The 20,750-nt window shown below is 67.2% G+C and carries 20 protein-coding genes; 3 read left to right on the top strand and 17 right to left on the bottom strand.

Annotated elements, in window-relative coordinates; translation table 11 throughout:
- Window positions 1–11: 11 nt before the first annotated feature.
- Window positions 12–1,382 carry a carboxylesterase family protein gene (locus AC5Y4S_RS02300; protein WP_500029447.1) on the bottom strand — a complete coding sequence of 457 codons (1,371 nt, stop codon included), beginning with the start codon at window positions 1,380–1,382 and terminating at the stop codon, window positions 12–14.
- Window positions 1,383–1,495: 113 nt separating this feature from the next.
- Between AC5Y4S_RS02300 and AC5Y4S_RS02295 the strand changes: the two genes are divergently transcribed.
- Together AC5Y4S_RS02295 and AC5Y4S_RS02290 are read left to right on the top strand one after the other, a co-directional pair.
- Window positions 1,496–1,996: a nitroreductase/quinone reductase family protein gene (locus AC5Y4S_RS02295; protein WP_500029446.1), complete on the top strand. Its 501-nt coding sequence runs from the start codon at window positions 1,496–1,498 to the stop codon at window positions 1,994–1,996.
- Window positions 1,997–2,034: 38 nt separating this feature from the next.
- Window positions 2,035–2,175, top strand: coding sequence for a hypothetical protein (locus tag AC5Y4S_RS02290; protein WP_500029445.1), 141 nt, complete (start codon window positions 2,035–2,037; stop codon window positions 2,173–2,175).
- 66 nt (window positions 2,176–2,241) lie between these two features.
- Here the strand turns inward: AC5Y4S_RS02290 and AC5Y4S_RS02285 are convergent, their stop codons facing one another.
- The 7 genes from AC5Y4S_RS02285 to AC5Y4S_RS02255 all read right to left on the bottom strand — a co-directional run bounded on the left by AC5Y4S_RS02285 (window position 2,242) and on the right by AC5Y4S_RS02255 (window position 8,790).
- Complete coding sequence (locus AC5Y4S_RS02285) at window positions 2,242–2,574, bottom strand: DUF732 domain-containing protein (RefSeq protein ID WP_500029444.1); 333 nt, start codon at window positions 2,572–2,574, stop codon at window positions 2,242–2,244.
- A 71-nt stretch (window positions 2,575–2,645) separates the two neighbouring features.
- Window positions 2,646–3,182 carry a hypothetical protein gene (locus AC5Y4S_RS02280; RefSeq protein WP_500029443.1) on the bottom strand — a complete coding sequence of 179 codons (537 nt, stop codon included), beginning with the start codon at window positions 3,180–3,182 and terminating at the stop codon, window positions 2,646–2,648.
- Window positions 3,183–3,302: 120 nt separating this feature from the next.
- Window positions 3,303–4,583 (bottom strand): fatty acid desaturase family protein, encoded by a 1,281-nt coding sequence (locus tag AC5Y4S_RS02275; protein ID WP_068181919.1) that lies wholly within the window; start codon window positions 4,581–4,583, stop codon window positions 3,303–3,305.
- 88 nt (window positions 4,584–4,671) lie between these two features.
- Window positions 4,672–5,859, bottom strand: a complete 1,188-nt coding sequence (locus tag AC5Y4S_RS02270) for a ferredoxin reductase (RefSeq protein ID WP_500032062.1) — start codon at window positions 5,857–5,859, stop codon at window positions 4,672–4,674.
- 89 nt (window positions 5,860–5,948) lie between these two features.
- Entirely contained in the window at window positions 5,949–6,461 is a 513-nt protein-coding gene (locus tag AC5Y4S_RS02265; RefSeq protein ID WP_500029442.1) for a DUF6912 family protein, read from the bottom strand.
- Complete coding sequence (gene ppk2, locus AC5Y4S_RS02260; protein ID WP_500029441.1) at window positions 6,461–7,327, bottom strand: polyphosphate kinase 2; 867 nt, start codon at window positions 7,325–7,327, stop codon at window positions 6,461–6,463. The genes AC5Y4S_RS02265 and ppk2 overlap by 1 nt, the downstream gene beginning before the upstream one ends.
- 44 nt (window positions 7,328–7,371) lie before the next feature.
- Window positions 7,372–8,790 (bottom strand): WS/DGAT/MGAT family O-acyltransferase, encoded by a 1,419-nt coding sequence (locus AC5Y4S_RS02255; RefSeq protein ID WP_500029440.1) that lies wholly within the window; start codon window positions 8,788–8,790, stop codon window positions 7,372–7,374.
- A 166-nt stretch (window positions 8,791–8,956) separates the two neighbouring features.
- Here AC5Y4S_RS02255 and AC5Y4S_RS02250 point away from each other — a divergent pair, with 166 nt between their 5' ends.
- Window positions 8,957–9,460 (top strand): Rv3235 family protein, encoded by a 504-nt coding sequence (locus tag AC5Y4S_RS02250; protein ID WP_500029439.1) that lies wholly within the window; start codon window positions 8,957–8,959, stop codon window positions 9,458–9,460.
- Here the strand turns inward: AC5Y4S_RS02250 and AC5Y4S_RS02245 are convergent.
- The 9 genes from AC5Y4S_RS02245 to oxlT all read right to left on the bottom strand — a co-directional run bounded on the left by AC5Y4S_RS02245 (window position 9,457) and on the right by oxlT (window position 20,634).
- Window positions 9,457–10,608: a cation:proton antiporter gene (locus AC5Y4S_RS02245; protein WP_500029438.1), complete on the bottom strand. Its 1,152-nt coding sequence runs from the start codon at window positions 10,606–10,608 to the stop codon at window positions 9,457–9,459. The two genes, AC5Y4S_RS02250 and AC5Y4S_RS02245, sit on opposite strands and share 4 nt — an antisense overlap.
- Window positions 10,609–10,612: 4 nt before the next feature.
- Window positions 10,613–11,095, bottom strand: coding sequence for a cation:proton antiporter regulatory subunit (locus AC5Y4S_RS02240; protein WP_085188329.1), 483 nt, complete (start codon window positions 11,093–11,095; stop codon window positions 10,613–10,615).
- A 42-nt stretch (window positions 11,096–11,137) separates the two neighbouring features.
- Window positions 11,138–13,078: a potassium transporter Kup gene (locus AC5Y4S_RS02235; RefSeq protein ID WP_500029437.1), complete on the bottom strand. Its 1,941-nt coding sequence runs from the start codon at window positions 13,076–13,078 to the stop codon at window positions 11,138–11,140.
- Between the two features lie 48 nt (window positions 13,079–13,126).
- Complete coding sequence (locus tag AC5Y4S_RS02230; RefSeq protein WP_500029436.1) at window positions 13,127–13,600, bottom strand: GtrA family protein; 474 nt, start codon at window positions 13,598–13,600, stop codon at window positions 13,127–13,129.
- 96 nt (window positions 13,601–13,696) lie between these two features.
- Window positions 13,697–14,461, bottom strand: a complete 765-nt coding sequence (mddA, locus tag AC5Y4S_RS02225) for a methanethiol S-methyltransferase (RefSeq protein WP_500029435.1) — start codon at window positions 14,459–14,461, stop codon at window positions 13,697–13,699.
- A 173-nt stretch (window positions 14,462–14,634) separates the two neighbouring features.
- Window positions 14,635–17,484, bottom strand: coding sequence for a preprotein translocase subunit SecA (secA, locus tag AC5Y4S_RS02220; RefSeq protein WP_500029434.1), 2,850 nt, complete (start codon window positions 17,482–17,484; stop codon window positions 14,635–14,637).
- A 96-nt stretch (window positions 17,485–17,580) separates the two neighbouring features.
- Window positions 17,581–18,273: a ribosome hibernation-promoting factor, HPF/YfiA family gene (hpf, locus tag AC5Y4S_RS02215; protein WP_500032059.1), complete on the bottom strand. Its 693-nt coding sequence runs from the start codon at window positions 18,271–18,273 to the stop codon at window positions 17,581–17,583.
- 320 nt (window positions 18,274–18,593) lie between these two features.
- The gene (locus AC5Y4S_RS02210; RefSeq protein ID WP_500029433.1) at window positions 18,594–19,235 is read right to left on the bottom strand and encodes a ComF family protein; all 642 of its coding nucleotides are present in this window, start codon (window positions 19,233–19,235) and stop codon (window positions 18,594–18,596) included.
- Between the two features lie 46 nt (window positions 19,236–19,281).
- Window positions 19,282–20,634 carry an oxalate/formate MFS antiporter gene (oxlT, locus tag AC5Y4S_RS02205; RefSeq protein WP_500029432.1) on the bottom strand — a complete coding sequence of 451 codons (1,353 nt, stop codon included), beginning with the start codon at window positions 20,632–20,634 and terminating at the stop codon, window positions 19,282–19,284.
- Window positions 20,635–20,750: the final 116 nt, after the last annotated feature.

The following is a 20,750-nucleotide window of genomic DNA, read 5'->3' as shown; positions in this document are numbered from 1 at the left end:
CGACAAGCGTGTCAGATTCGAAGCGACGAGCTCCCCAGCGTAGCGGTGCCCCAGTGCGCGAAGGCGGCCCAGTAACCGCGCGTCTTGCGAGCCACGTCGGCGTCAATGGGGTTGGGTTCGGGACCGAGCATTGGCGCGTCGGCCCAGCACTCCGGCGAGCCGAACAGCAACGGCAGCTCGATGCAGTGGCATGCGCGAAACGGCGCGGCTGGCGGTGACCAGTCCACGCGGAACGTCGCGGCGGCACCGCCATGTGAAATCCAGGATTTGGCGAGTTCAAGCGCCGGCCGGCCAAATATCCGCCGGGTCAGCACGTCGCCGAGCAGTCGGGCGGCGGCCCGACCCGGTGGGCCAAGACGCTGGAGTCGTTGCCCTCGCGAGTCCATGGCGACGAACGCGTCCGCGTCATTGCGGGCGTAGCCGACGAGCATCTCAACTCGGGCTGCCGCGTCGGCGAGTTTGCGACTTTCGTCGCGGGCGGGAGGTAGCGGGTCCATGCCAGCGATCGGTGCGAACGGGAACCCGCCGACCAGTCCGAATCGCTGTGCCGTTGTCACAGCGGCGGTTTGAGCGTCGAGCAGTTGCTCGACGCTGGCCTCGCCCGGGGCCACACCGCCAAGCGCGCCGGTCACCGCCTCTCGCATTGCCGCCGTCATCGCCTCCCTGCCGCTTCGCACACCGAGCGGGGCGCTTTGCAGAATGGCGCGGTGGAACAGACCCGTCGCCTCCTCACTGAGGATCAGTGACAACACCGAATCTCCGCCTGCCGACTGGCCGAAGATCGTCACTTGCGACGGGTCGCCGCCGAACGCCGCGATGTGCTGCTGGGTCCAGCGCAACGCCATGATCTGATCGCGCAGACCCAAGTTCTCTTCCCCGCCCGCGTTGGGGTTGAGGTATCCGAAGATACCGAGCCGGTAGCTGACGGTGACGACGATGACGCGGTCCTCCCTGACCAGCGCATCGGGGTCGTACTTGGGCGCCTCTCCGCTGCCCGACAGGTACGCCCCGCCGTGGAACCACACCATCACCGGGAGCCCCCGAGCGTCGCAAGGCGCTGTGACGCTGAGTATCTGACATTGCTCGCTGACGGCGAGGCCGTCGACCACCGGACCGTTCACGAAGTCCAAACGGGACGGCAACTGCGGACACACCGGACCGCGCCTCGTCGTATCGCGCACATCGGTATGCCGTGGAGCGGGAACCGGCGCGGCGAATCGTTCGGCGGTCGCGTAGGGAATGCCGTGCGCCCTGATCAGAACGCCGTCATCGTCGACAAGCAGCGGACCGCAACCCACTTCAAGGCGTCTTTGCGCCACCAGGTCACCGTACCGGCCCGGGAAGGCACGCGAATCGCCAGAGCCTATGGTCTTCTTCGACAACTGACTAAAGAAGGTCCGACACCGTGATGGCACATGGTTGCATGGTCAGCCTGGCAAGATCAGTCGTGGAGGCGCGGCCGTGGGGCTCGCTTCGTTTGCGGGAGGAGTCATCCATGAGCGACGCCGATGCGGCATCGATCCGAGCGGCGCGCAGTGACTGGATCAGCGAGCACCTCGAGACGTACCTGACCTCCGGGGGCACGCGCGGCCACATCATGGATGTGAGTGCGGTCGGTGGACGTGAACTGACCACGCACTGCTTGATCAAGGTTGTCGGTCGCAAATCGGGTAAGACCTATGTCAGACCGTTGATCTACGGCAACGTCGGCGGGGAGATCGTGATCGTCGCATCCAAGGGAGGCGCCGACACGCACCCGGAGTGGTACTTGAATGTCTTGCAGAGCAACATGATTGGCGTTCAGATCGCCACCCAGGCATTCGAGGCCACCTGGCGGGAGCCCGAAGGCCAGGAACGCCATGAGGTGTGGGCATACATGGCGCACCTGTACCCGCCGTACCTCGCCTATCAGAAATCAACTAGTCGTCAGATCCCGCTGGTGATGTTGACGCCCGTGCGTGCGATCGACGTCTTCTCCGCGGAACACTCAGGCTAGCGGGCTCTAGGCTCACCTAAGTCAGGACGTCGTCGCCGATGGTGGTCGAGCCCAACCCCGAATTACCGAGAGCGGCCGAACAACTCGGCGCGAAGCGGGATGCCCTGGCCATCAAGGTGGCCGACGGCACGCCGAACGATATGGGCCGCGTTCAACCAGAGACCATCTCGCGGGCGTAGGGCAGCGTGGTCGACAAGTAGCGCCTCCCTCGAAACCCGGTCAGGCCGGCCGGACGCCGCGCTTGCTCAGTCAAACTTGCTCGAGTACTGCGGGCAGTAAACCCCCGTCGCCGCACCCATGATCTTGGCCAGCGAGGTGTCCTGCAACTGCGGGAGCCCCTGTTTCGCATCGGCGAAGGTCTGCTCGAACGTGAACCCATGAGCCCAGTCGGTGCAAACCGCATGCCCGATTTGGACCATCGTCTGGTCCGAGCCGCTCGCCCAGGTGATTCCCTTGTCCTTCAGGGTCTGCAGGTAAGCGTCATCCGACGAGTCGGCGTTCGCGATCGCGGCGGTGAAGACCGCGATACCTCCCAGAACGGCGGCGAGCGGGGCGGTCAAGCGTGCGGTCTTCTTCATTTGCTGGCTCCTCAGTATGGGCGGCAGCAGTTAGATTATCCGGAACCTGCCGGCTAGCAAATCGAAACGGATCAAAGCCACCCGGTGCGCGCGGCGGCGACGGGTTCGGCGGGCGCCGGGGCCAGTTCGCCGGCCCGCACGCCGTCCAGCATTCGCTTGACCGCGCCCACGATCTCCGGGGCCGTCGCCGCAAGGCCGGCCAGATCGGCCTCGCTGACTTCGCTCACGTCGACGCCGGCCCGCTCCAGCACGGCGGCCGGGTCGGCCAGCTGGCCGGCCAGCCACGACACCGGGTCGGCGGTCAGTTCGGGGACGAAGTTCCGGCGGCCGGGCTCCCAGCCGTCGAAGCGCGGGTGGTGATGGGCCCGGTCGAGCGTGCCCGGCGGGCTCTCGGTGGACCCGAAGAGGTCCACCCGCCACACCGGCCGGGTGAAGGCGATCGGGACGCCGGCGTAGATCGATCCCTGCGGCTCGCCCCGGTCGACGAGGCGCAGTTCGAGCCTGACCCCCCGTTCCGGCGTCTCCTGACCGGCGAGCGGGCGCGGGTCGACGAAGTACATGTCCCCGACGACGACACCGAGGGTTTCGAATCCGAACGCTGCGAACATCACGTGCCTCCTAGTCCCGACCGCGGTCCCGCATCGAGCCTAGGGCCCAGGCGCCGAATGTGCACTCACCGCGAGGATTTGGGTAAAAATCCGCGCTGGGTGCACGGTCGGCGAAGCACGCTAGGCGGCCAGGTCGTCCCTGCGGCCCTGCTTCGCTTCCTTCTTGGCGCGCCGCCAATCCCGCACGGTGGCGATGGCGGTCTTCAGCCCGCGCCGGCGTCCGGTCGCCGGATCGGTGCCGGCAAAACCGGGCTCCAATTCGGCGAACATCCGCTCGCTGCGCGTCTCCGGCGCGTTGTCGGCGTCGTCGCGCAGGTACTTGTTCGGCAGCGACAGCTTGGCCAGCGTGCGCCACGTCTTGGCGTACTGCACCAGGAAAGAGCCCGTGGTGTAAGGCAAGTCGTACTTGTCGCACAGCGCGCGCACCCGGACCGAGATCTCGTGCAGCCGGTTGCTCGGCAGATCGGGATACAGGTGGTGCTCGATCTGGTGGCACAGGTTGCCGCTCATGAACCGCAGCGCGGGGCCGGCCTCGAAGTTGGCGCTGCCCAGCATCTGGCGCAGGTACCACTGGCCCTTGGTCTCGCCGATCATGTCGGTCTTGGTGAATTTCTCTGCGCCATCGGGGAAGTGGCCGCAGAAGATCACGGCGTTCGCCCACACGTTGCGGATGATGTTGGCGACCGCGTTGGCCGTCAGCGTGGACCGATAGGTCGCGCCGGGCGACAGCGCGGTCAGCGCCGGGAACGCGACGTAATCCTTGACGACCTGCCGGCCGGCCTTGGCGAGAAACTCGTCGATGCGTTGCCGGGCGTCGTCGTTGTCCATCCGCTTCTTGACGATCTTGCCCAATTCCACGTGCTGCAGGCCGACGCCCCACTCGAAGAGCAGCGCCAGCATGGTGTTGTAGAACAGGTTCAAGACGTTGAAGCGCTTCCAGCGCTGGTCCCGGGTGACGCGCAGCAAGCCGTAGCCGACGTCGTCGTCCATCCCGAGGATGTTGGTGTACTTGTGGTGCACGAAGTTGTGCGTGTAGCGCCAGTGCTTGGACGACCCGCTCATGTCCCACTCCCACGTCGAGGAGTGAATCTCCGGGTCGTTCATCCAGTCCCACTGGCCGTGCATGACGTTGTGGCCGATCTCCATGTTCTCGACGATCTTGGCCACGCCCAAGGTCACGGTGCCGGCCCACCACGCCGAGCGGCGCGAGCTGGCGGCCAGCAGCACGCGGCCGGCCACCTCCAGCGCGCGCTGCGCGGCGATGGTGCGACGGATGTAGCGGGCGTCGCGCGCCCCTCGAGAGTCCTCGATGTCCTGGCGGATGGCATCCAGCTCCACGGCCAGGCTTTCGATGTCAGCGTCCGTCAGATGGGCGAATACGTCGACGTCTGTGATTGCCACTCGTCGTCATCTCCCTAGCGGTCGTCTCGTCGGTGCAATACCTACGCTATCGTAACCTACGAATCCGTAGGTTACCTGTGAGTAATCTTTAAATGTCGAGCACGCAATCGCCGGACGCGGCCGACACACAGGTCTGAATCCGACTTCCCGGCTCGTGTTCGGCGCCGGTTCGCAGATCGCGGACGTGCCCGTCCACCAGGCTTACCACGCAGGACTGGCAGATACCCATCCGGCAGCCGAAGGGCATCTGCACACCCGCGCCCTCGCCGGCATCCATCAACGGCGTCGCCCCGTCGGCCGCGACGGCGCGCCCGCTGCGCGCGAACGTCACCGTGCCGCCGGCCCCGGCAGGCGCCGCCTTGGACACGGCGAACCGCTCCAGGTGCAGCCGGTCGCCGATGCCCGCCGCCGACCACACCTTCTGCGCTTGGTTGAGCATGCCCTCCGGCCCGCAGGCCCAGGTCTGCCGCTCGCGCCAGTCCGCGACCTGTTGATCCAGGGCGGCCAGGTCGAGCCGGCCCTGCTTGCGGGTCTCTCGCACCTGCAAGCGGTAGCCCGGCTGGTTGGCGGCCAGCGCGGCCAGCTCCGCGCGGAACATCACGTCGGATTCGGTGGGTGCCGAATGCAAATGCGTGACGTCGCCGATCTGGTTGCGGCGCACCAACGTTCGCAGCATCGACATCACCGGCGTTATCCCCGAACCGGCGGTCAGGAACAGGATCGACGACGGCGCCGGGTCCGGAAGGACGAAGTTGCCCTGGGGCGCGGCCAGCCGGACGATGGTCCCGGGCTCGACGCCGGCCACCAGGTGGGTGGACAGGAAACCCTCGGGCATCGCCTTGACGGTGATGGTCACCGTGCGGGGTGAGCCGCTGGTCTCGGCCGGGCTCGAGGTCAGCGAATACGACCGCCACCGCCAGCGCCCGTCGACGAGCAGCCCGATCCCGATGTACTGGCCGGGCTGATAGTCGAAGCTGAAGCCCCAGCCCGGTTTGATCACCAGGGTCGCGGAATCCTCGGTCTCCCGGCGGACCTCGAGGACGCGGCCCCGCAGTTCCCGCGCGGACCACAGCGGGTTGGCCAGATGCAGGTAGTCATCGGGCAACAGCGGGGTCGTGATCCGCGCCGCGAGCTTGCGTAGCGCGTGCCAGCCGGGGTGCCGCTCGGCGCCGGCCACAACGGGTCGCTTGGTGTCGACGACGTTGCCCCTGATCGATGGGTTACGTCTGCCCAGCGGAAGCTCCTGCTCACTAGCCGGCGTCTGGCTTACGCCCAACATTGTCGCCGATTCTGTGCGCTCCACGAAACCTACGGTAGCGTAACCTACGGTGTCGTAGCTAGTCGGAATTCGTCACATTCGGTGCGTCAGAGCAGGTCAAGCAGGAACGGCAACTCCTGGTTCGCATACCAGGCCAGGTCGTGGTCCAGCGCGTCGCCGACGATCAGCTCGGCGTCCTCGTCGCCCAGGTCGGCGGCGTCGATGATCTCGATGGCCCGGATGACGTCCGGCTCGGCGGCGGCGTTGTCGACGTAGGCGGCGACGACCTGGTCGAGCGTGACCGGCGCGGCGAGGCGCACGACGGCGTCGTCGAGATCGGGACGGAATTTGGCCTCCTCGACCTCGGCGGCCAGCACGGCGCGCCGGGGCGGCAGACCGGTGTCGGCCCCTTCCGCTGGGCCGGCCGCGAGCAGTCGCAGCGACGCCAGCGCCGCCTCGCGCAGCGCCACGTCGGCGAGTTCGTCGTCGTCGCCCTCGGCGTAGGCCTCGCGCAACGTCGGCGTCACCGCGAACGCGGTGCCGTTGACCGGCCAGAGGGAGCCCTCGGCGACGAGCCGCTGCAACATCTCCAGCGTGGCCGGGATGTAGACCTGGATCATCAGCCCCCGACCAACGTGGCCGCGTAATCGTCGACGTAGTTCGACAGCTCGCGCGGCGGGCGCTGGTAGTTCTCAGACACCACCGGCTCCTTGGGCAGCTTGACCTTGGGCCGGCCCACGTCGTAGTACTCGATCGTGGACAGCAGGTGGGCCATCATGTTCAGCCGCGCGTGCTTCTTGATGTCGGATTCCACTATGTACCAAGGGCTTACCGGGGTGTCGGTGTGGACCATCATCTCGTCCTTGGCGCGCGAGTAATCCTCCCACCGATACAGCGACTCCATGTCCATCGGGCTGAGTTTCCATTGGCGGACAGGGTCATTCAGGCGCGCCCTGAACCGGTGCAGCTGCTCGGCCTCGGACACGGAGAACCAGTACTTGCGCAACAGGATCCCGTCGTCGATCAGCATCTGCTCGAAGATGGGCGTCTGGCGCAAGAAGAGCACATACTCCTGCGGCGTGCAGAATCCCATCACCTTTTCCACGCCGGCGCGGTTGTACCACGACCGATCGAAGAGCACGATTTCGCCCCTGGCGGGCAGGTGCGCGATGTAACGCTGGTAGTACCACTGGCCCCGTTCCCGATCGCTCGGCGCGGGTAGTGCCGCGATCCGGGCGACTCGCGGGTTCAGGTATTCGGTGATCCGTTTGATCGTTCCGCCCTTGCCGGCCCCGTCCCGGCCCTCGAAAAGGATCACGATGCGCGCGCCGACGTGGCGCGCCCACTCCTGCAACTTCACGAATTCCGTTTGCAGCCGGTATATTTCGGTTTGGTAGACATCGTCGGAGATTTTGCGCGTGGTCGCGGTGCTCGATTTCTTCCCGCTCGCCTTCGCCGATTTTCCGTCATTTGTCGCGGTGCTCACAATTACGAATCATAGAACCAGGCACCGATTTTCACCCCGACTAATCAGCGGGAAGCGTCGAGAAGTTCCTCGAGAGATTGGCTCAATAGTCCGGGCAGCAAGTCGACGTCGCTCATCGCCTCGCGGTCGGCGTTGATCCCGAAATACAGCATGCCGTTGTAGGACGTCACGCTGATCGCCAGCGCCTGATTGTGCAGCAGCGGTGGGACGGCGTAGGTCTCCAGCAGCTTGGTGCCGGCGATGTACATCTGCGACTGGGCGCCCGGGGCGTTGGTGATCAATAGGTTGAACGTCCGCTTGGAAAAGCTCGGGAAGCCGGTCGCGACTCGGATGCCCATGGCGTGCAGCGTCGGTGGCGCGAAACCCGAGAGGGTCACGATCGTCCGGGCGTCCACCAGGCTCCCGGCGGTCGGGTTGGACTCGGTGGCGTGCGCGATCTGCGACAGCCGCACCACCGGGTTGGCCTCCCCCACCGGCAAATCCACCAGGAATGGCGTGACCTGACTGATCGTCTGGCCCGGGCCGGTCGAGTCGAGGTCGTCGTCGGCGTAGATGGACAGCGGCGCCATCGCGCGGATCGTCGCGGTCGGTGACACCGCCACGCCGCGGGACAACAGCCAGTTGCCCAGCGCGCCGGCCACAACGGCGAGCACCACGTCGTTGATGTCGCAGTCGTAGCGCGCGCGCACGGCGCGGTAGTCCTCGAGGTTGCCGCGAGCGACCGTGAACCTGCGGTGCCGCGAGACGGTCGCGTTCAGCGGGCTGCTGGGCGCGGTGCCCCGCGCCACCGCCCGCGCGATGTCGACGGCGCGCCGGCCCGCTTCGAGCAGCTCGTCATAGCTCGTGACCAGTCCGGCCACCGCGGACCCGACGGCCTGCAGCTGCGCGCCGGGCCTCGCGATCCAGTCGCCGATCGCGCCCAAGGCCAACCGTGTGTTACCGGGGTCGCGTTCCGGTATCCAAATGTCCTCGGGAAACGGCGGCGGGCGGCGCGTCCGGTCGGCGATGACGTGGCCGATCTCCACCGCCGTCATGCCGTTGATCAGCGCCTGATGCGACTTCGTGTACAGCGCGATCCGGTTCTTGGAGAGGCCCTCGACCAGGTACATCTCCCACAGCGGCCGCGACTTGTCCAGCGGCCGCGCGGCCAGCCGCGCGATCAGTTCGTGCAGCTGCTCGTCGCTGCCCGGGGAGGGCAGCGCCGACCGCCGCACGTGATAGGTGATGTCGAAGTCGTTGTCGTCCAGCCACACCGGCCTGGCCGTGCCGATCCGCACCTCCCGGACCTTCTGGCGGTAACGCGGTATCTGGGGCAGTCGCTGCTCGATGGTGGCCAGCAGCGCCTCGTAGCTCAACCCGGCGCGCGGACGCTGCAGGATGGACAGCGATCCCACATACATGGGGGTGGCGGTGTTCTCCAGCCGATAGAAGGACGCGTCCGTCGGGGACAACCGGGTCACCATTACGGCGCGTCCCTCCTGGTCAAATTCGTCCTCGGTTCCTTGGGTGAACGGATGTACCCGCCCACGGTAATCGAGCGGATACGCGCGGGACCGAGCTGTGCCATGATGACCACTTACCAGCCCCCGTCTGCCACTCTCCAGCAGGCCAATCCATGGAGAGTGCGCGTTGACCGTTTTCGCCGTGACGCCCGTCGTCGACTACGAGCCGCCCAGGCGGGACGTTCCGCAGTGCCGGCAGCCAGCCCATCCGACGCCGCGCCGGCGCGCGCGTGCGCCCCGCCGGCCCCTCGTCGGGCAGCCGGCCAGACCGCCGAATCCGTCCGCGCCGATGCGTCAGGCGGCCGCCTTCGCCGACGCCGCGCTGCGCCGGGTGCTGGAGGTCGTCGACCGCCGCCGTCCCGCGGCGCAGCTGCGCCCTATGCTGGCGCCCGGCCTGGTGGACTCGGTGGTCGCGATCGGCGCTGCGGCGGCCGGCCGCGCGCGTGGGCGTGACGGGACGGCGGTGCTGCGCCGGATGCGGCTGCAGCCCTCCGGGCGCCACGACCCCGAGGCCGCGGCCGAGGTCTTCGGGTCCTACAGCCGCGGCGGCCGGATCCACGCCATCGCGTGCCGCGTGGAACGCGTGCCCTCCAGCGGCCAGTGGCAGATGGTGGCCCTGCACATCGGTTAGTTGGGGGTTAGTTGGGGGCCGCGACCGCCCGCGTACCGGGCCAACACCGGGCCCATGATCGCCATGACGAAGACGTAGGACGTCGCCAGCGCGGCGACGGCGGGGATCGAGGTGCCCACCAGGCCGATGATGATCAGCGAGAACTCGCCCCTGGCGATGAGCGCGGCACCCGCACGCAGCTGCCCGCGCCGCGCCACGCCGTCGCGCCGGGCGGCGAGCATTCCGGTGGCCACCTTGGTGGCCGCGGTGACGGCGGCCAGGACCAGCGCCACCGGGAGCATCGGCAAGAGCTCGTGCGGGTCGACCGACAGGCCGATCGCGAGGAAGAAGATGGCGGCGAACAGGTCCCGGAGCGGGCCGAGCACCTGGCGGGCCCGCTCGGCCGTCGCGCCGGTCAGGGTCAGGCCCACCAGGAAGGCGCCGACGGCGGCCGACGCGTGCAGGACCTCCGCCACCGCGGCCACCATCAGGGTGATGCCCAAGACCCGCAGCAACAGCTGCTCGGAATCGGGGTGTTCGACCAGCCGGCCGACGTGGTGGCCCCAGCGGTAGGAGGCGGCGAACGCGGCCAGCAGCGCGCCGACCGCGGCGGCCATCCCGACGACGGCGTGCACCCAGCCGCCGCCCGACGCCAGCACCGCGAACAGCGGCAGGTAGGCCGCCATCGCGAAGTCCTCGAGCACCAGCACCGAGAGCACCGCCGGCGTTTCCCGGTTGCCGAGCCGGCCCAAGTCGACCAGCACGCGCGCGATGACGCCCGACGACGAGATGTAGGTGACCCCGGCCAGGGCCAGGATGGCGACGCCGTCCAGCCCCAGCAGCCAGCCGGCCACCGCGCCGGGGGTGGCGTTGAGGACGATGTCGACCCCGGCGGAGGGCAGGTGGTGCCGGAGGCTGGCCGCGAACTCGGTCGCCGAGAATTCGAGGCCGAGGGTCAGCAGCAGCAGCACGATGCCGATGGGCGCGGCCGTCGCGATGAACTCGCCGGCCGCGGCCACCGGCAGCAGGCCGCCCTTGCCCAGCGAGAGGCCCGCCAACAAATAGACCGGTATGGGGGACAACGCGAAACGCCTTGCCACGGCGCCCAATACGGCAAGAGTGGCCAGGAGGGCGCCGAGTTGAAACAGCAGCGCCCCCGAAACCTGCATCGGCTCAACCCTTGTCGATGATGCGCTCGACACCGGCGATGCCGTCTTCGGTGCCGATCACGATCAAAACGTCTCGCGCGCGCAACATTTCGGCCGGGCCGGGCGAGGCGAGCACTTCCTCGTTGCGCACGATGGCGACGATCGACGCCCCGGTGCGTGTGCGGGCGTGGGTGTCGCCCAGCGGGTGTCCCACGAACGGGCTGCCGGCGACGATGTGGACCTGTCCCGTCTCGATGCCCGGCAGCCCCCGGGAAAGCTCGGTGAACCGCTCCGCGATGCGCGGCGCGCCCAGGATCTGGGCCACCGCCTCGGCCTCGGCGTCGGTCAGGTGCAGGACGGGCCTGGCCTGGTCGGGATCGTCGGGGCCATACAGGACGACGTCGAAATCGCCGCCGCGGCGGGCGATGATCCCGATCCGGTCACCGGTGTGGCTGGTGAACTCGTACCGAAGACCGACCCCGGGCAGCAACACCTCCTTGACATCCATGCCGTCCATCCTTCCAGCCGGACGGGCATAGCTACATCTGAGCTACACCTGAATGCGCGCGCCCATGACCACCGTCCGGTCGATGGGCAGGCCGAAGTATTCGGCGGCGTCGGCGGCGATGTAGGCGGTGGCGATGAAGAGGCGCTTGCGCCAGGGCGCCATGGTCGGCGCGGGGCCGGCCCTGAGCTCCAGCTTCGACAGGAAATACGAGGCCTCGTCGACGGCGATCCGACCCTCGGTCTGCTTCGGGTCGAGCAAGCGCAGGGCGGCCGGGATGTTGGGCCGTTCCATGTATCCGAACTTCGCGGTGACGTGCACGACCCCGTCTTCGGCATAGCCCAGGGAATCGACCTCGATTCGATCCTCGTCCGCCACCCGGGGCGCCGGCAACGTCTCGATCGACATGAGCACCGAATGCTCGTGCAGCACCCGGTTGTGTTCGACGTTGGCCCGCATCGCCAGCGGTGCGGTCTGTTTGCCGCGGTTGAGGAATACGGCCGTCCCGGGTGTTCGCACCAGCGGTGGCTTGCAGCCGGCCAACTGGTCGACGAATTCGCGCAACGGTCCCTCCGCTTTCGCCCGCGCTTGAGTGACGAGATCGCTGCCCCGCTGCCATGTCGTCATCACGGTGAAAGCCGTGGCCGCGATCAGAAGCGGTAGCCAGGCCCCGTGCACCAGCTTGGTCAGGTTCGCCGCCAAGAACAGGAGGTCGACCGTCAACAACGCGCCGGCGCCCGTCACGATCAGCCACAGGGGGGTCTTCCACCGTTCGCGGGCGACGAAGAAAAAGAGCAGGGTGGTAATGGTGATCGTCCCGGTCACCGCCATGCCGTATGCGAACGCCAGTGCCGCCGAGCTGCGGAACGCGAACACCAGGATGAGCACCGCGACCATCAGCAGCCCGTTGATCCACGGCACGTAGATCTGGCCAATCGTCGACTCGGACGTGTGGACGACCCGCACCCGGGGCAGGTAGCCAAGCTGAGCGGCCTGTGACGCCACCGAGTAGGCCCCGGTGATCACCGCCTGGGAGGCGATCACCGTTGCCGCGGTCGCGAGCAGCACCATCGGCAAGCGCGCCCAGCCCGGTGCGAGCAGGAAGAAGGGCGCATCGGTGACGCTGTTGTTGCCCAGCAACAGCGCGGCCTGGCCAAAGTAACTGAGCATGCACGCGGGAAGGACCACGAACAGCCACGCCCGGGTGATTGCCGGTCGGCCGAAGTGGCCCATGTCCGCGTAGAGCGCTTCGGCGCCCGTCACCGCCAGCACGACCGCGGCGAGCGCAAAAAATGCCGTGCGGGGGTAGGTGACCATGAACGTCACCGCATACTCGGGTGACAACGCCTTGAGGATGACCGGATGCGTGGATATGCCCTCGATGCCGCAGACCCCAATCGCGATGAACCACACGATCATGACCGGCCCGAACAAGCGTCCGATGGCGGCGGTGCCGCGGCTCTGAAAGGCGAAGAGAATAACGATGATCACCGCGGTGATCGGCACGACCAGGTCACCCAATCGCGGCTCGACAACCTTGAGACCCTCCACCGACGAGATCACCGAGATGGCTGGAGTAATCATGCTGTCGCCGAAAAACAGTGAGGCGCCGAAGATGCCGAGCGCCGCCAGAATCACGACCATGCGACGACTCCGGTTGACGCCCAGCCGGCGCACGAGGGTGATGAGCGCCATGATGCCACCCTCGCCGTCGTTGTCGGCACGCATCACCAGGGTGACGTAAGTGAGGGTGACGATGATCATCACCGCCCAAAAGACCAGGGACACAACACCATACAGGTTGGCGGTGGTGATCGGTATCGGGTGCGGGTCGTGCGGGTCGAAGATCGTCTGAATCGTGTAGATCGGGCTGGTCCCGAGGTCACCGAACACGACACCGAGCGCGCCGATGACGAGCGACGAGCGGGCCTTGTCGGTGCCGAAGACGGCGCGAAGCGGCGACGCGGGCTTGGCTTGCGTGGGCATGGCGCGGTTCCTCCACCGAGGGCTAGCGGGAGGTCGATCGTAAGGCCGTCAACGGCGGAAGACCACCCAGCGCATCGCGCAGTACATGTACACCGCCTCGCAGACGCCCGCCAGCACTCGGGACAGCTGGTATTGCACCCCGATCGCGGTCAGCGCGCTGGACACCCCGAGGATCAGCGCCAGGTAGTTGACGACGACCACCACGACGTACACGGCGAGCTGTTGTCCGACCGGCGCGTGGGACTGAAAGTTGAAGGTGCGATTGAGCACGTAGCTGAGCGCGAAGGCGCACGCGTAGGCCACGGTGACGGCGATCGGCACCGGAAGACCGAGCCCGCCGCGCAGCCCCGTGAGGATCGCCAGATCGACGCCGAAGGTGAGCCCGTTGATCAGGCAGAAGCCGAGAAACGTGGGCGCAACGAGCGATCCGAGCCCGAACGGAAGCCGATTGACGACCGCCTCGCACCACTGGTGGAATCGGTCCACCCAGCGCGACTGAGCGACCCGCGACCCGGTTTGCACACCGGTACCGTGGCATGTCCAGGTATCCGGCACGTGATCATTTGGCCAACGCCGGGCAGAGCGTTGAGATGACCTCTCAACGCTCTGCCGCGAGAGCTAGTGCTGGCCAAGCGCTTCCGCCGCGCGCCGGCGCGGCCGGTGCTTTATCGGGACCAGCATGGGGACCTCGCGACGGTACTGGCGATAGTCGCTGCCCAGCGCCGCGACGAGGCCGCGCTCTTCGACGTGCACGGCGATCAGGATGTATCCCGTCATCGCGATCGAGAAGAGCAGATGCCCGGCCGTCATCGTGGGGGCCGCCCAGAACGAGATGAGGAAGCCCAGCATGAGCGGGTGGCGCACCAGCCGATAGAACAAATGAGTGCGGAAATGCAGCTCGGTGTAAGGCTTTTGGCGCCACGCCAAATACACCTGCCGCAGCCCGAACAGGTCGAAGTGGTTGATCATGAACGTCGCGCCCAGCGCGATCACCCAACCCAGCCAGAACAATCCCCACAGCAGCACGCGCGCCGCCGGCTGCCGCACGTCCCAAACGACCGCCGGCATCGTCCGCCACTGCCAATAGAGCAGCAGCAGCACGGCGCTCGACAGCACCACGTAGGTGCTGCGCTCTATCGACGGCGGCACGAACCGGGTCCACCACGCCTTGAACGCCGGGCGCGCCATGACGCTGTGCTGGATTCCGAACGCCCCGACCAGCAACACGTTGACCACGATGGCCTCAACGATGGGCGACGGCAGCCCGTGATCGACGGTGCGCGGCACCCACAGATTGGCCACGAACGCAACGAGATACAGAAAGGCGACGAGGAACAGCAGGTACGCCGCCGCGCCGTAAGCAAGAGTCAAGTAACGCTTCATGGCCCAAGTGTCGACCGCGCAGGCACTTTGGCATATAGCCCATTTGCCTCAACTTCGCGCGACGGGCGCTAGTCAATTCTGACTAGTGTTGGCCTTTCGGCGCCGCGACGATTGTGCGGCCAGCCGCACACTGGCTGCCGAGCGTGCGGTCAGCCGCACACTCGGCGCCAGGGCTAGCGGCGCTTGACCGACTTCGGCGGCTTGGCGCCGCGCCCCTGCTGGCGCGCGGCCGCACGACGCTCGCGGCGGCTGCCGCCGCCGGGCACACCGGCCGGCGCCTTCTGGGCGCCACCGCCGTTGCGCTGCACCTGCGCCGAGCCGTCCTCGGACGGGCCGGAATACGTGAGCGCGGGCGCCTCGTCGTCAATGCCCTTGGCGCGCAACACGCTTGGGGCCTCCTCGCGGGGCGCGGCGGGCGCTTCGCCCTGGTCATCGGGCTGCCCGCCGGCGCCCGTCCCCAGTTCCGCCAGGCCCTCGGGCGTCGGCTGCGGGGCGACCTGCGGGGCCGGCACCGCTTCGACGGTGACATTGAACAGGAAGCCGACCGACTCCTCCTTCATGCCGTCGAGCATGGCCATGAACATGTCGTAGCCCTCGCGCTGGTACTCCACCAGCGGATCGCGCTGCGCCATCGCCCGCAGCCCGATCCCCTCCTTGAGGTAGTCCATCTCGTAGAGGTGCTCGCGCCACTTGCGGTCGATGACGTTGAGCAACACGTTGCGTTCCAGCTGACGCATCGCGCCCTCGCCGGCGATCTCCTCGAGCTCGGCTTCCCTTGCGGCGTAAGCCCTTTCGGCGTCCTTGATCAGCGCGTCGAGTAGCTCGTCGCGGGTGAGGTCGTCGCGGTCGGAGTCGGCGTCGGGGTGGGTCAGCGTCTCGTGCGCAATGCCGACCGGGTACAGCGTCTTCAGCGCCGTCCACAGCGCGTCCAGGTCCCAGTCCTCGGCGTAGCCTTCGGCGGTCGCGCCGTCGACGTAGGCGGTGATGACGTCGCGGACCATGTCCAGCGCCTGGTCCTTGAGGTTCTCGCCCTCGAGGATGCGGCGGCGCTCGGCGTAGACCACCTTGCGCTGCTGGTTCATCACCTCGTCGTACTTGAGGACGTTCTTGCGGACCTCGAAGTTCTGCTGCTCGACCTGGGTCTGGGCGCTCTTGATAGCGCGGGTCACCATCTTGTTCTCGATCGGCACGTCGTCGGGCAGGTTCAGCCGGTTGAGCATCGCCTCCAGCGCGGCGCCGTTGAAGCGGCGCATCAGCTCGTCGCTCAGCGACAGGTAGAAGCGCGACTCCCCCGGGTCGCCCTGCCGCCCTGACCGGCCGCGCAGCTGGTTGTCGATGCGCCGCGACTCGTGGCGCTCGGTGCCCAGCACGTACAGGCCGCCGGCTTCGATCACCTCCTCGGCCTCCGCGCTGGCCTCCTCCTTGACGATCGGCAGCTCCTCGTGCCAGGCAGCCTCGTACTCGTCGGGCGTCTCGACGGGGTCGAGGCCGCGGGCCCGCAGCCGCTGGTCGGTGAGGAAGTCGACGTTGCCGCCCAGCACGATGTCGGTGCCGCGGCCGGCCATGTTGGTGGCGACGGTGATGCCGCCGCGGCGGCCCGCCACGGCGATGATGCCCGCCTCCTGCTCGTGGTACTTGGCGTTGAGCACGTTGTGCGGGATGCGGCGCTTCTGGAACTGCCGCGACAGGTACTCCGAGCGCTCGACGCTGGTGGTGCCGATCAGGACCGGCTGACCCTTCTCGTAGCGCTCCTCGACGTCGTCGACCACCGCGATGTACTTGGCTTCCTCGGTCTTGTAGATGAGGTCGGAGCAGTCGGTGCGGATCATCGGCTTGTTGGTCGGGATGGAGACCACGCCCAGCTTGTAGATCTCGTGCAGCTCGGCCGCCTCGGTCTGGGCGGTACCGGTCATGCCGGCGAGCTTGTCGTAGAGGCGGAAGTAGTTCTGCAGCGTGATGGTGGCCAGCGTCTGGTTCTCGGCCTTGATCTCGACGTGCTCCTTGGCCTCGATGGCCTGGTGCATGCCCTCGTTGTAGCGGCGGCCGATCAGCACGCGGCCGGTGAACTCGTCGACGATGAGCACCTCGCCGTCGCGCACGATGTAGTCCTTGTCGCGGTTGAACAGCTCCTTGGCCTTCAGCGCGTTGTTGAGGTAGCTGACCAGCGGCGAGTTGGCCGCCTCGTAGAGGTTGTCGATGCCGAGCTGGTCCTCGACGAACTCGACGCCCTTCTCGTGCACGCCGACGGTCCGTTTGCGCAGGTCTACCTCGTAGTGGACGTCCTTTTGCATCAGCGGCGCGATGCGGGCGAACTCGGTGTACCAGTTGGAGGCGCCGTCGGCCGGGCCGGAGATGATCAGCGGGGTGCGGGCCTCGTCGATGAGGATGGAGTCCACCTCGTCGACGATGGCGAAGTTGTGCCCGCGCTGCACCAGGTCGTCGAGCGAATGCGCCATGTTGTCGCGCAGGTAGTCGAAGCCGAACTCGTTGTTGGTGCCGTAGGTGATGTCGGCGTTGTAGGCCACCCGCCGCTCGTCGGGCGTCATCTGCGCCAGGATCACGCCGACGTCCAGGCCGAGGAAGCGGTGCACGCGTCCCATCCACTCGCTGTCGCGTTTGGCCAGGTAGTCGTTGACCGTGACGACGTGCACGCCCTTGCCGGCCAGCGCGTTGAGGTAGGCGGGCAACACGCAGGTCAGGGTCTTGCCTTCGCCGGTCTTCATCTCGGCGACGTTGCCCAGGTGCAGCGCGGCCGCGCCCATCACCTGCACGTCGAAGGGGCGCTGGTCCAGTACCCGCCATGCCGCCTCGCGGGCCACGGCGAACGCCTCGGGCAGCAGGTCGTCCAGCGTTTCGGGGTTTTTCTCGTCGTTGAGGCGCTGCCGGAACTCGTCGGTCTTGGCCCTTAGCTCGGCGTCGGTGAGCTTCTCGACGTCGTCGGACAACGTGTTGACATAGTCGGCCACCCGCTTGAGGCGCTTGACCATGCGACCTTCACCAAGGCGCAGCAACTTCGACAGCACAGCTATATCCCCTGTGGGTTGGAGTCTTCCTCTTTTTGCGAGGCGGCATCCATCCTAGGTGAAGAGGCAGTTAAGGCCCTCAAACGTCGCTGAACGTCAGGCCAGCCGGATCAGCCCGTAGTCGTAGGCGTGCCGGCGGTACACGACGGACGGCCGTTCGGTCTCCTTGTCGTAGAACAAGAAGAAGTTGTGCCCGACCAGCTCCATCTCGTAGAGCGCCTCGTCGACCGTCATGGGCGTGGCCTGGTGTTCTTTGGTGCGGACCACCCGGCCCGGCTCGTGGTCTTGCCGCTCGCCGTGCTCGACCCCCGCGCCGTCGTGTTGGTGCGGCTCGACGGGTTCGGAGTTGAAGGCCTTCGCGGGAAGCGGCGCCACCGCGGTGGCGGCGGCCAGCGACACCGGCGTCTTGTCGCCGTAGTGCACCTTGCGGCGGTCCTTGGCGCGGCGCAGCCGGTTCTCCAGCTTGTCGACCGCGGACTCGAAGGCGGCATAGAAGCTGTCGGCGCAGGCCTCCGCGCGGCTGACCGGGCCGCGCCCGCGCGCGGTGATTTCGACGCGCTGACAGGACTTGCGCTGACGGCGGTTGGGCGCGTGTTTGAGCTCGACGTCGAAGAGATAGATGGACCGATCGAATCGTTCGAGGCGGGCGAGTTTTTGCGAGACGTAGAAGCGGTAATGTTCGGGGATTTCGACGTTGCGGCCCTTGAACACGACTTCGGCGTTGAGGGTCGGCTCGGCCGGCTCGCTGCTTTCTGCCGGCGGTTGGTCGAGAGTCTGACCGGAATCCACGGTAAGCCTTGTCATACGTGTCAACTCGTTTCCTTTTCCACGTCGCACGCGGTGCGTGCCGGCTTCCTACATGACGCGCCGACGGGGGGTTGGGGGCGGTTTCCTCAGGTCACCGCCGCAGGCTGCCCGCCGATGCAAGGTGTCGGATTCTCACCCCCTCCACGTGTGGCGTATCAACCCGGAAATCGACGTCTGCGTTGCGCCGGGTCAAAGATGTTCCTGAAGGTTGTTCTCGACGTTAGCTCGTGTTCGCCTTGGGATGCCACCAATTCCGGGCAGCTGTTGCGAGTTCTTCACATGCGCTTGGCGGGCACACAGCTTTAGGCGGCCGCGATCGCCAGCACCGCGGCCACGCGGATCCCGGCGGCGCGCAGCGTCCGCACCGACTCGCGGGCCGTCGCCCCGGTGGTGACGACGTCGTCGACGACGATGACCTCGGGCGTGTCGGGGCGCGCCGGCCGCCCGCGCAGCACCACCCGGCCGGCGATGTTGCGCTCGCGGGCCGACGTGCCGAGGCCGACGGAGTCGCGGGCCAGGGCCTTCATCCGCAGCGCCGGCGCGACGGCGATGTCGGGGTGCCCGGCCACCGCGGCCCGCGCCAGCCGGGTGACGGGGTCGCCGCCGCGCGCCCGCGCCGCCGAACGCCTCGTCGGCGCGGGCACGATCGTCAGCGGCGTCTCGACCATCCCCCAGGTCAACAGCCGGTGGATCCCGACGGCCAGCGCCCGGGCCAACGGGCTGACCAGGTCGCCGCGCCCGTTCTCCTTCAGCGCGAGGATCGCCGCGCGGCGGGCGCCGGCGTACCGACCCAGCGCGAACACCGGCGCCTCGGGTTCGATGCGGGGGTTGACGACGTGCGGCTCGTCGGCCCTGACGTCAAGTTCCGCCGCGCAGGCCTCGCACCAGCGGGTCGACGGCGCCCCGCAGCCGCCGCATTCCAGCGGCAGGATCAGATCGAACACGGAGTCAGTGTGGCGCGCACGGCCGACAACTACTACTGGCGGGCGCTCACGACGGCGCGATTGGTGCGGCTTCGACGAAACGCCGACGCGTCGGCTTCAACACGAAGACGGCCAGCGCCGCGGTTCCCAGATCGAGCGCAATCGCACACCCGAACACCGGAATCCAGCTCCCGGCGTGCTGATGCAGCAGGGCCGCAAGCGGACCACCGAAGACCGAACCGATCCCGAACGAGATGTAGAGCCAGCCATAGTTCGCTGTCGCATAACGGGCCCCGAACGTATCGGTCAAGGTGGATGGGAACAGCGAGAAGATCTCACCCCACCCGAAGAACACCAAACCCGATAGGAGGACGAACAGCGTGGCGTCGTGTCGCGTGAGCAACCAGAGCGTCATGGCAACAGCCTCAAGCGCGAAGGCGAACGCCATGGTGTTTTCCCGGCCCAGTCGGTCCGATACCCAACCGAAAAACGGCCGCGTCAGCCCGTTCGTGAAGCGGTCGATGGTCAAGGCCAACGGCAGCGCGGCGAGCCCCAACACCAGCACCTTGCTCACACCGAAGTCGGTCGCGAACGTCGCCATCTGTGACGTGACCATCAGGCCCGAAGTGGCCATCATCGTCATCATGAAGAACATCAGCCAGAAGAGCGGCCGCTTGAGCATCTGGGCGGGCCGGTAGTCGCGCCGAGCGGCGGACGGCCGGTCGCTCGGTACGTTCAGCCCGAGATCCGAAGGGGGCACCCGCAACCCCTGCGCGGCAACGAAACCGACGGCGGCGAACACGATGCCGAAGAGCCACAACGTCGACTCGACGCCACGCGCGGCCAGCGACGAGGCTATCGGAAAAGTCGTCAAAATCGCGCCCATCCCGTAGCCGGCCGCCACCACGCCGGCCGCGAATCCGCGTCGATCGGGAAACCACCGGACCATCAGCCCCACGACGCCGACATACACAATCCCCGTGCCGAGACCGCCGACGCCGCCATAGGTGAGATACAGCATCGACACGGTGTGCGCGTAAGAAGCCAGCACCCAGCTCGCGCCCGCCAGCAGCGTGCCGATCGAGATCAACCGGCGGGGCCCGAAACGGTCGACCAGCGCACCCTGGAACGGCGAGAAAAACGCCTGTAACAGCACCAGAATCGAGAACGTAACCTGCAATTCGGGCAAGGCAATCCCGAGCTTGGCGCCAAGTGGCTTAGTCATCAGCGTCCACACGTACTGGGGACTCGATATCGCCATCATGCACACCAGCCCGAGGCCGAGCTGAAGCCAGCGGGTCTGCGCGACGGTCGGCGCACTGGGTGCAGCCGTGCCGCCCATGGTGTCCGCGTGAACAATCAACGTGTTCCTCCGTTTCGATTGCGTCCCGGCTCGCCCGCCATTGAGCCACTCGCGCACCTACATTGCCCACACCAATCCGCACGGCGAAAAAACCGAAAAGCGGCTTCCTGCCGGAGATTTCAATTGAATCGAGTTATGCGACGCCAATGTGCGTCCCTGACAGTAATTTTCGC

This window comes from Mycobacterium sp. NGS64 (assembly GCF_059812245.1).
Note: the sequence above shows the minus strand (reverse complement) of the source record. Positions and strands in the feature narration are given on the sequence as shown.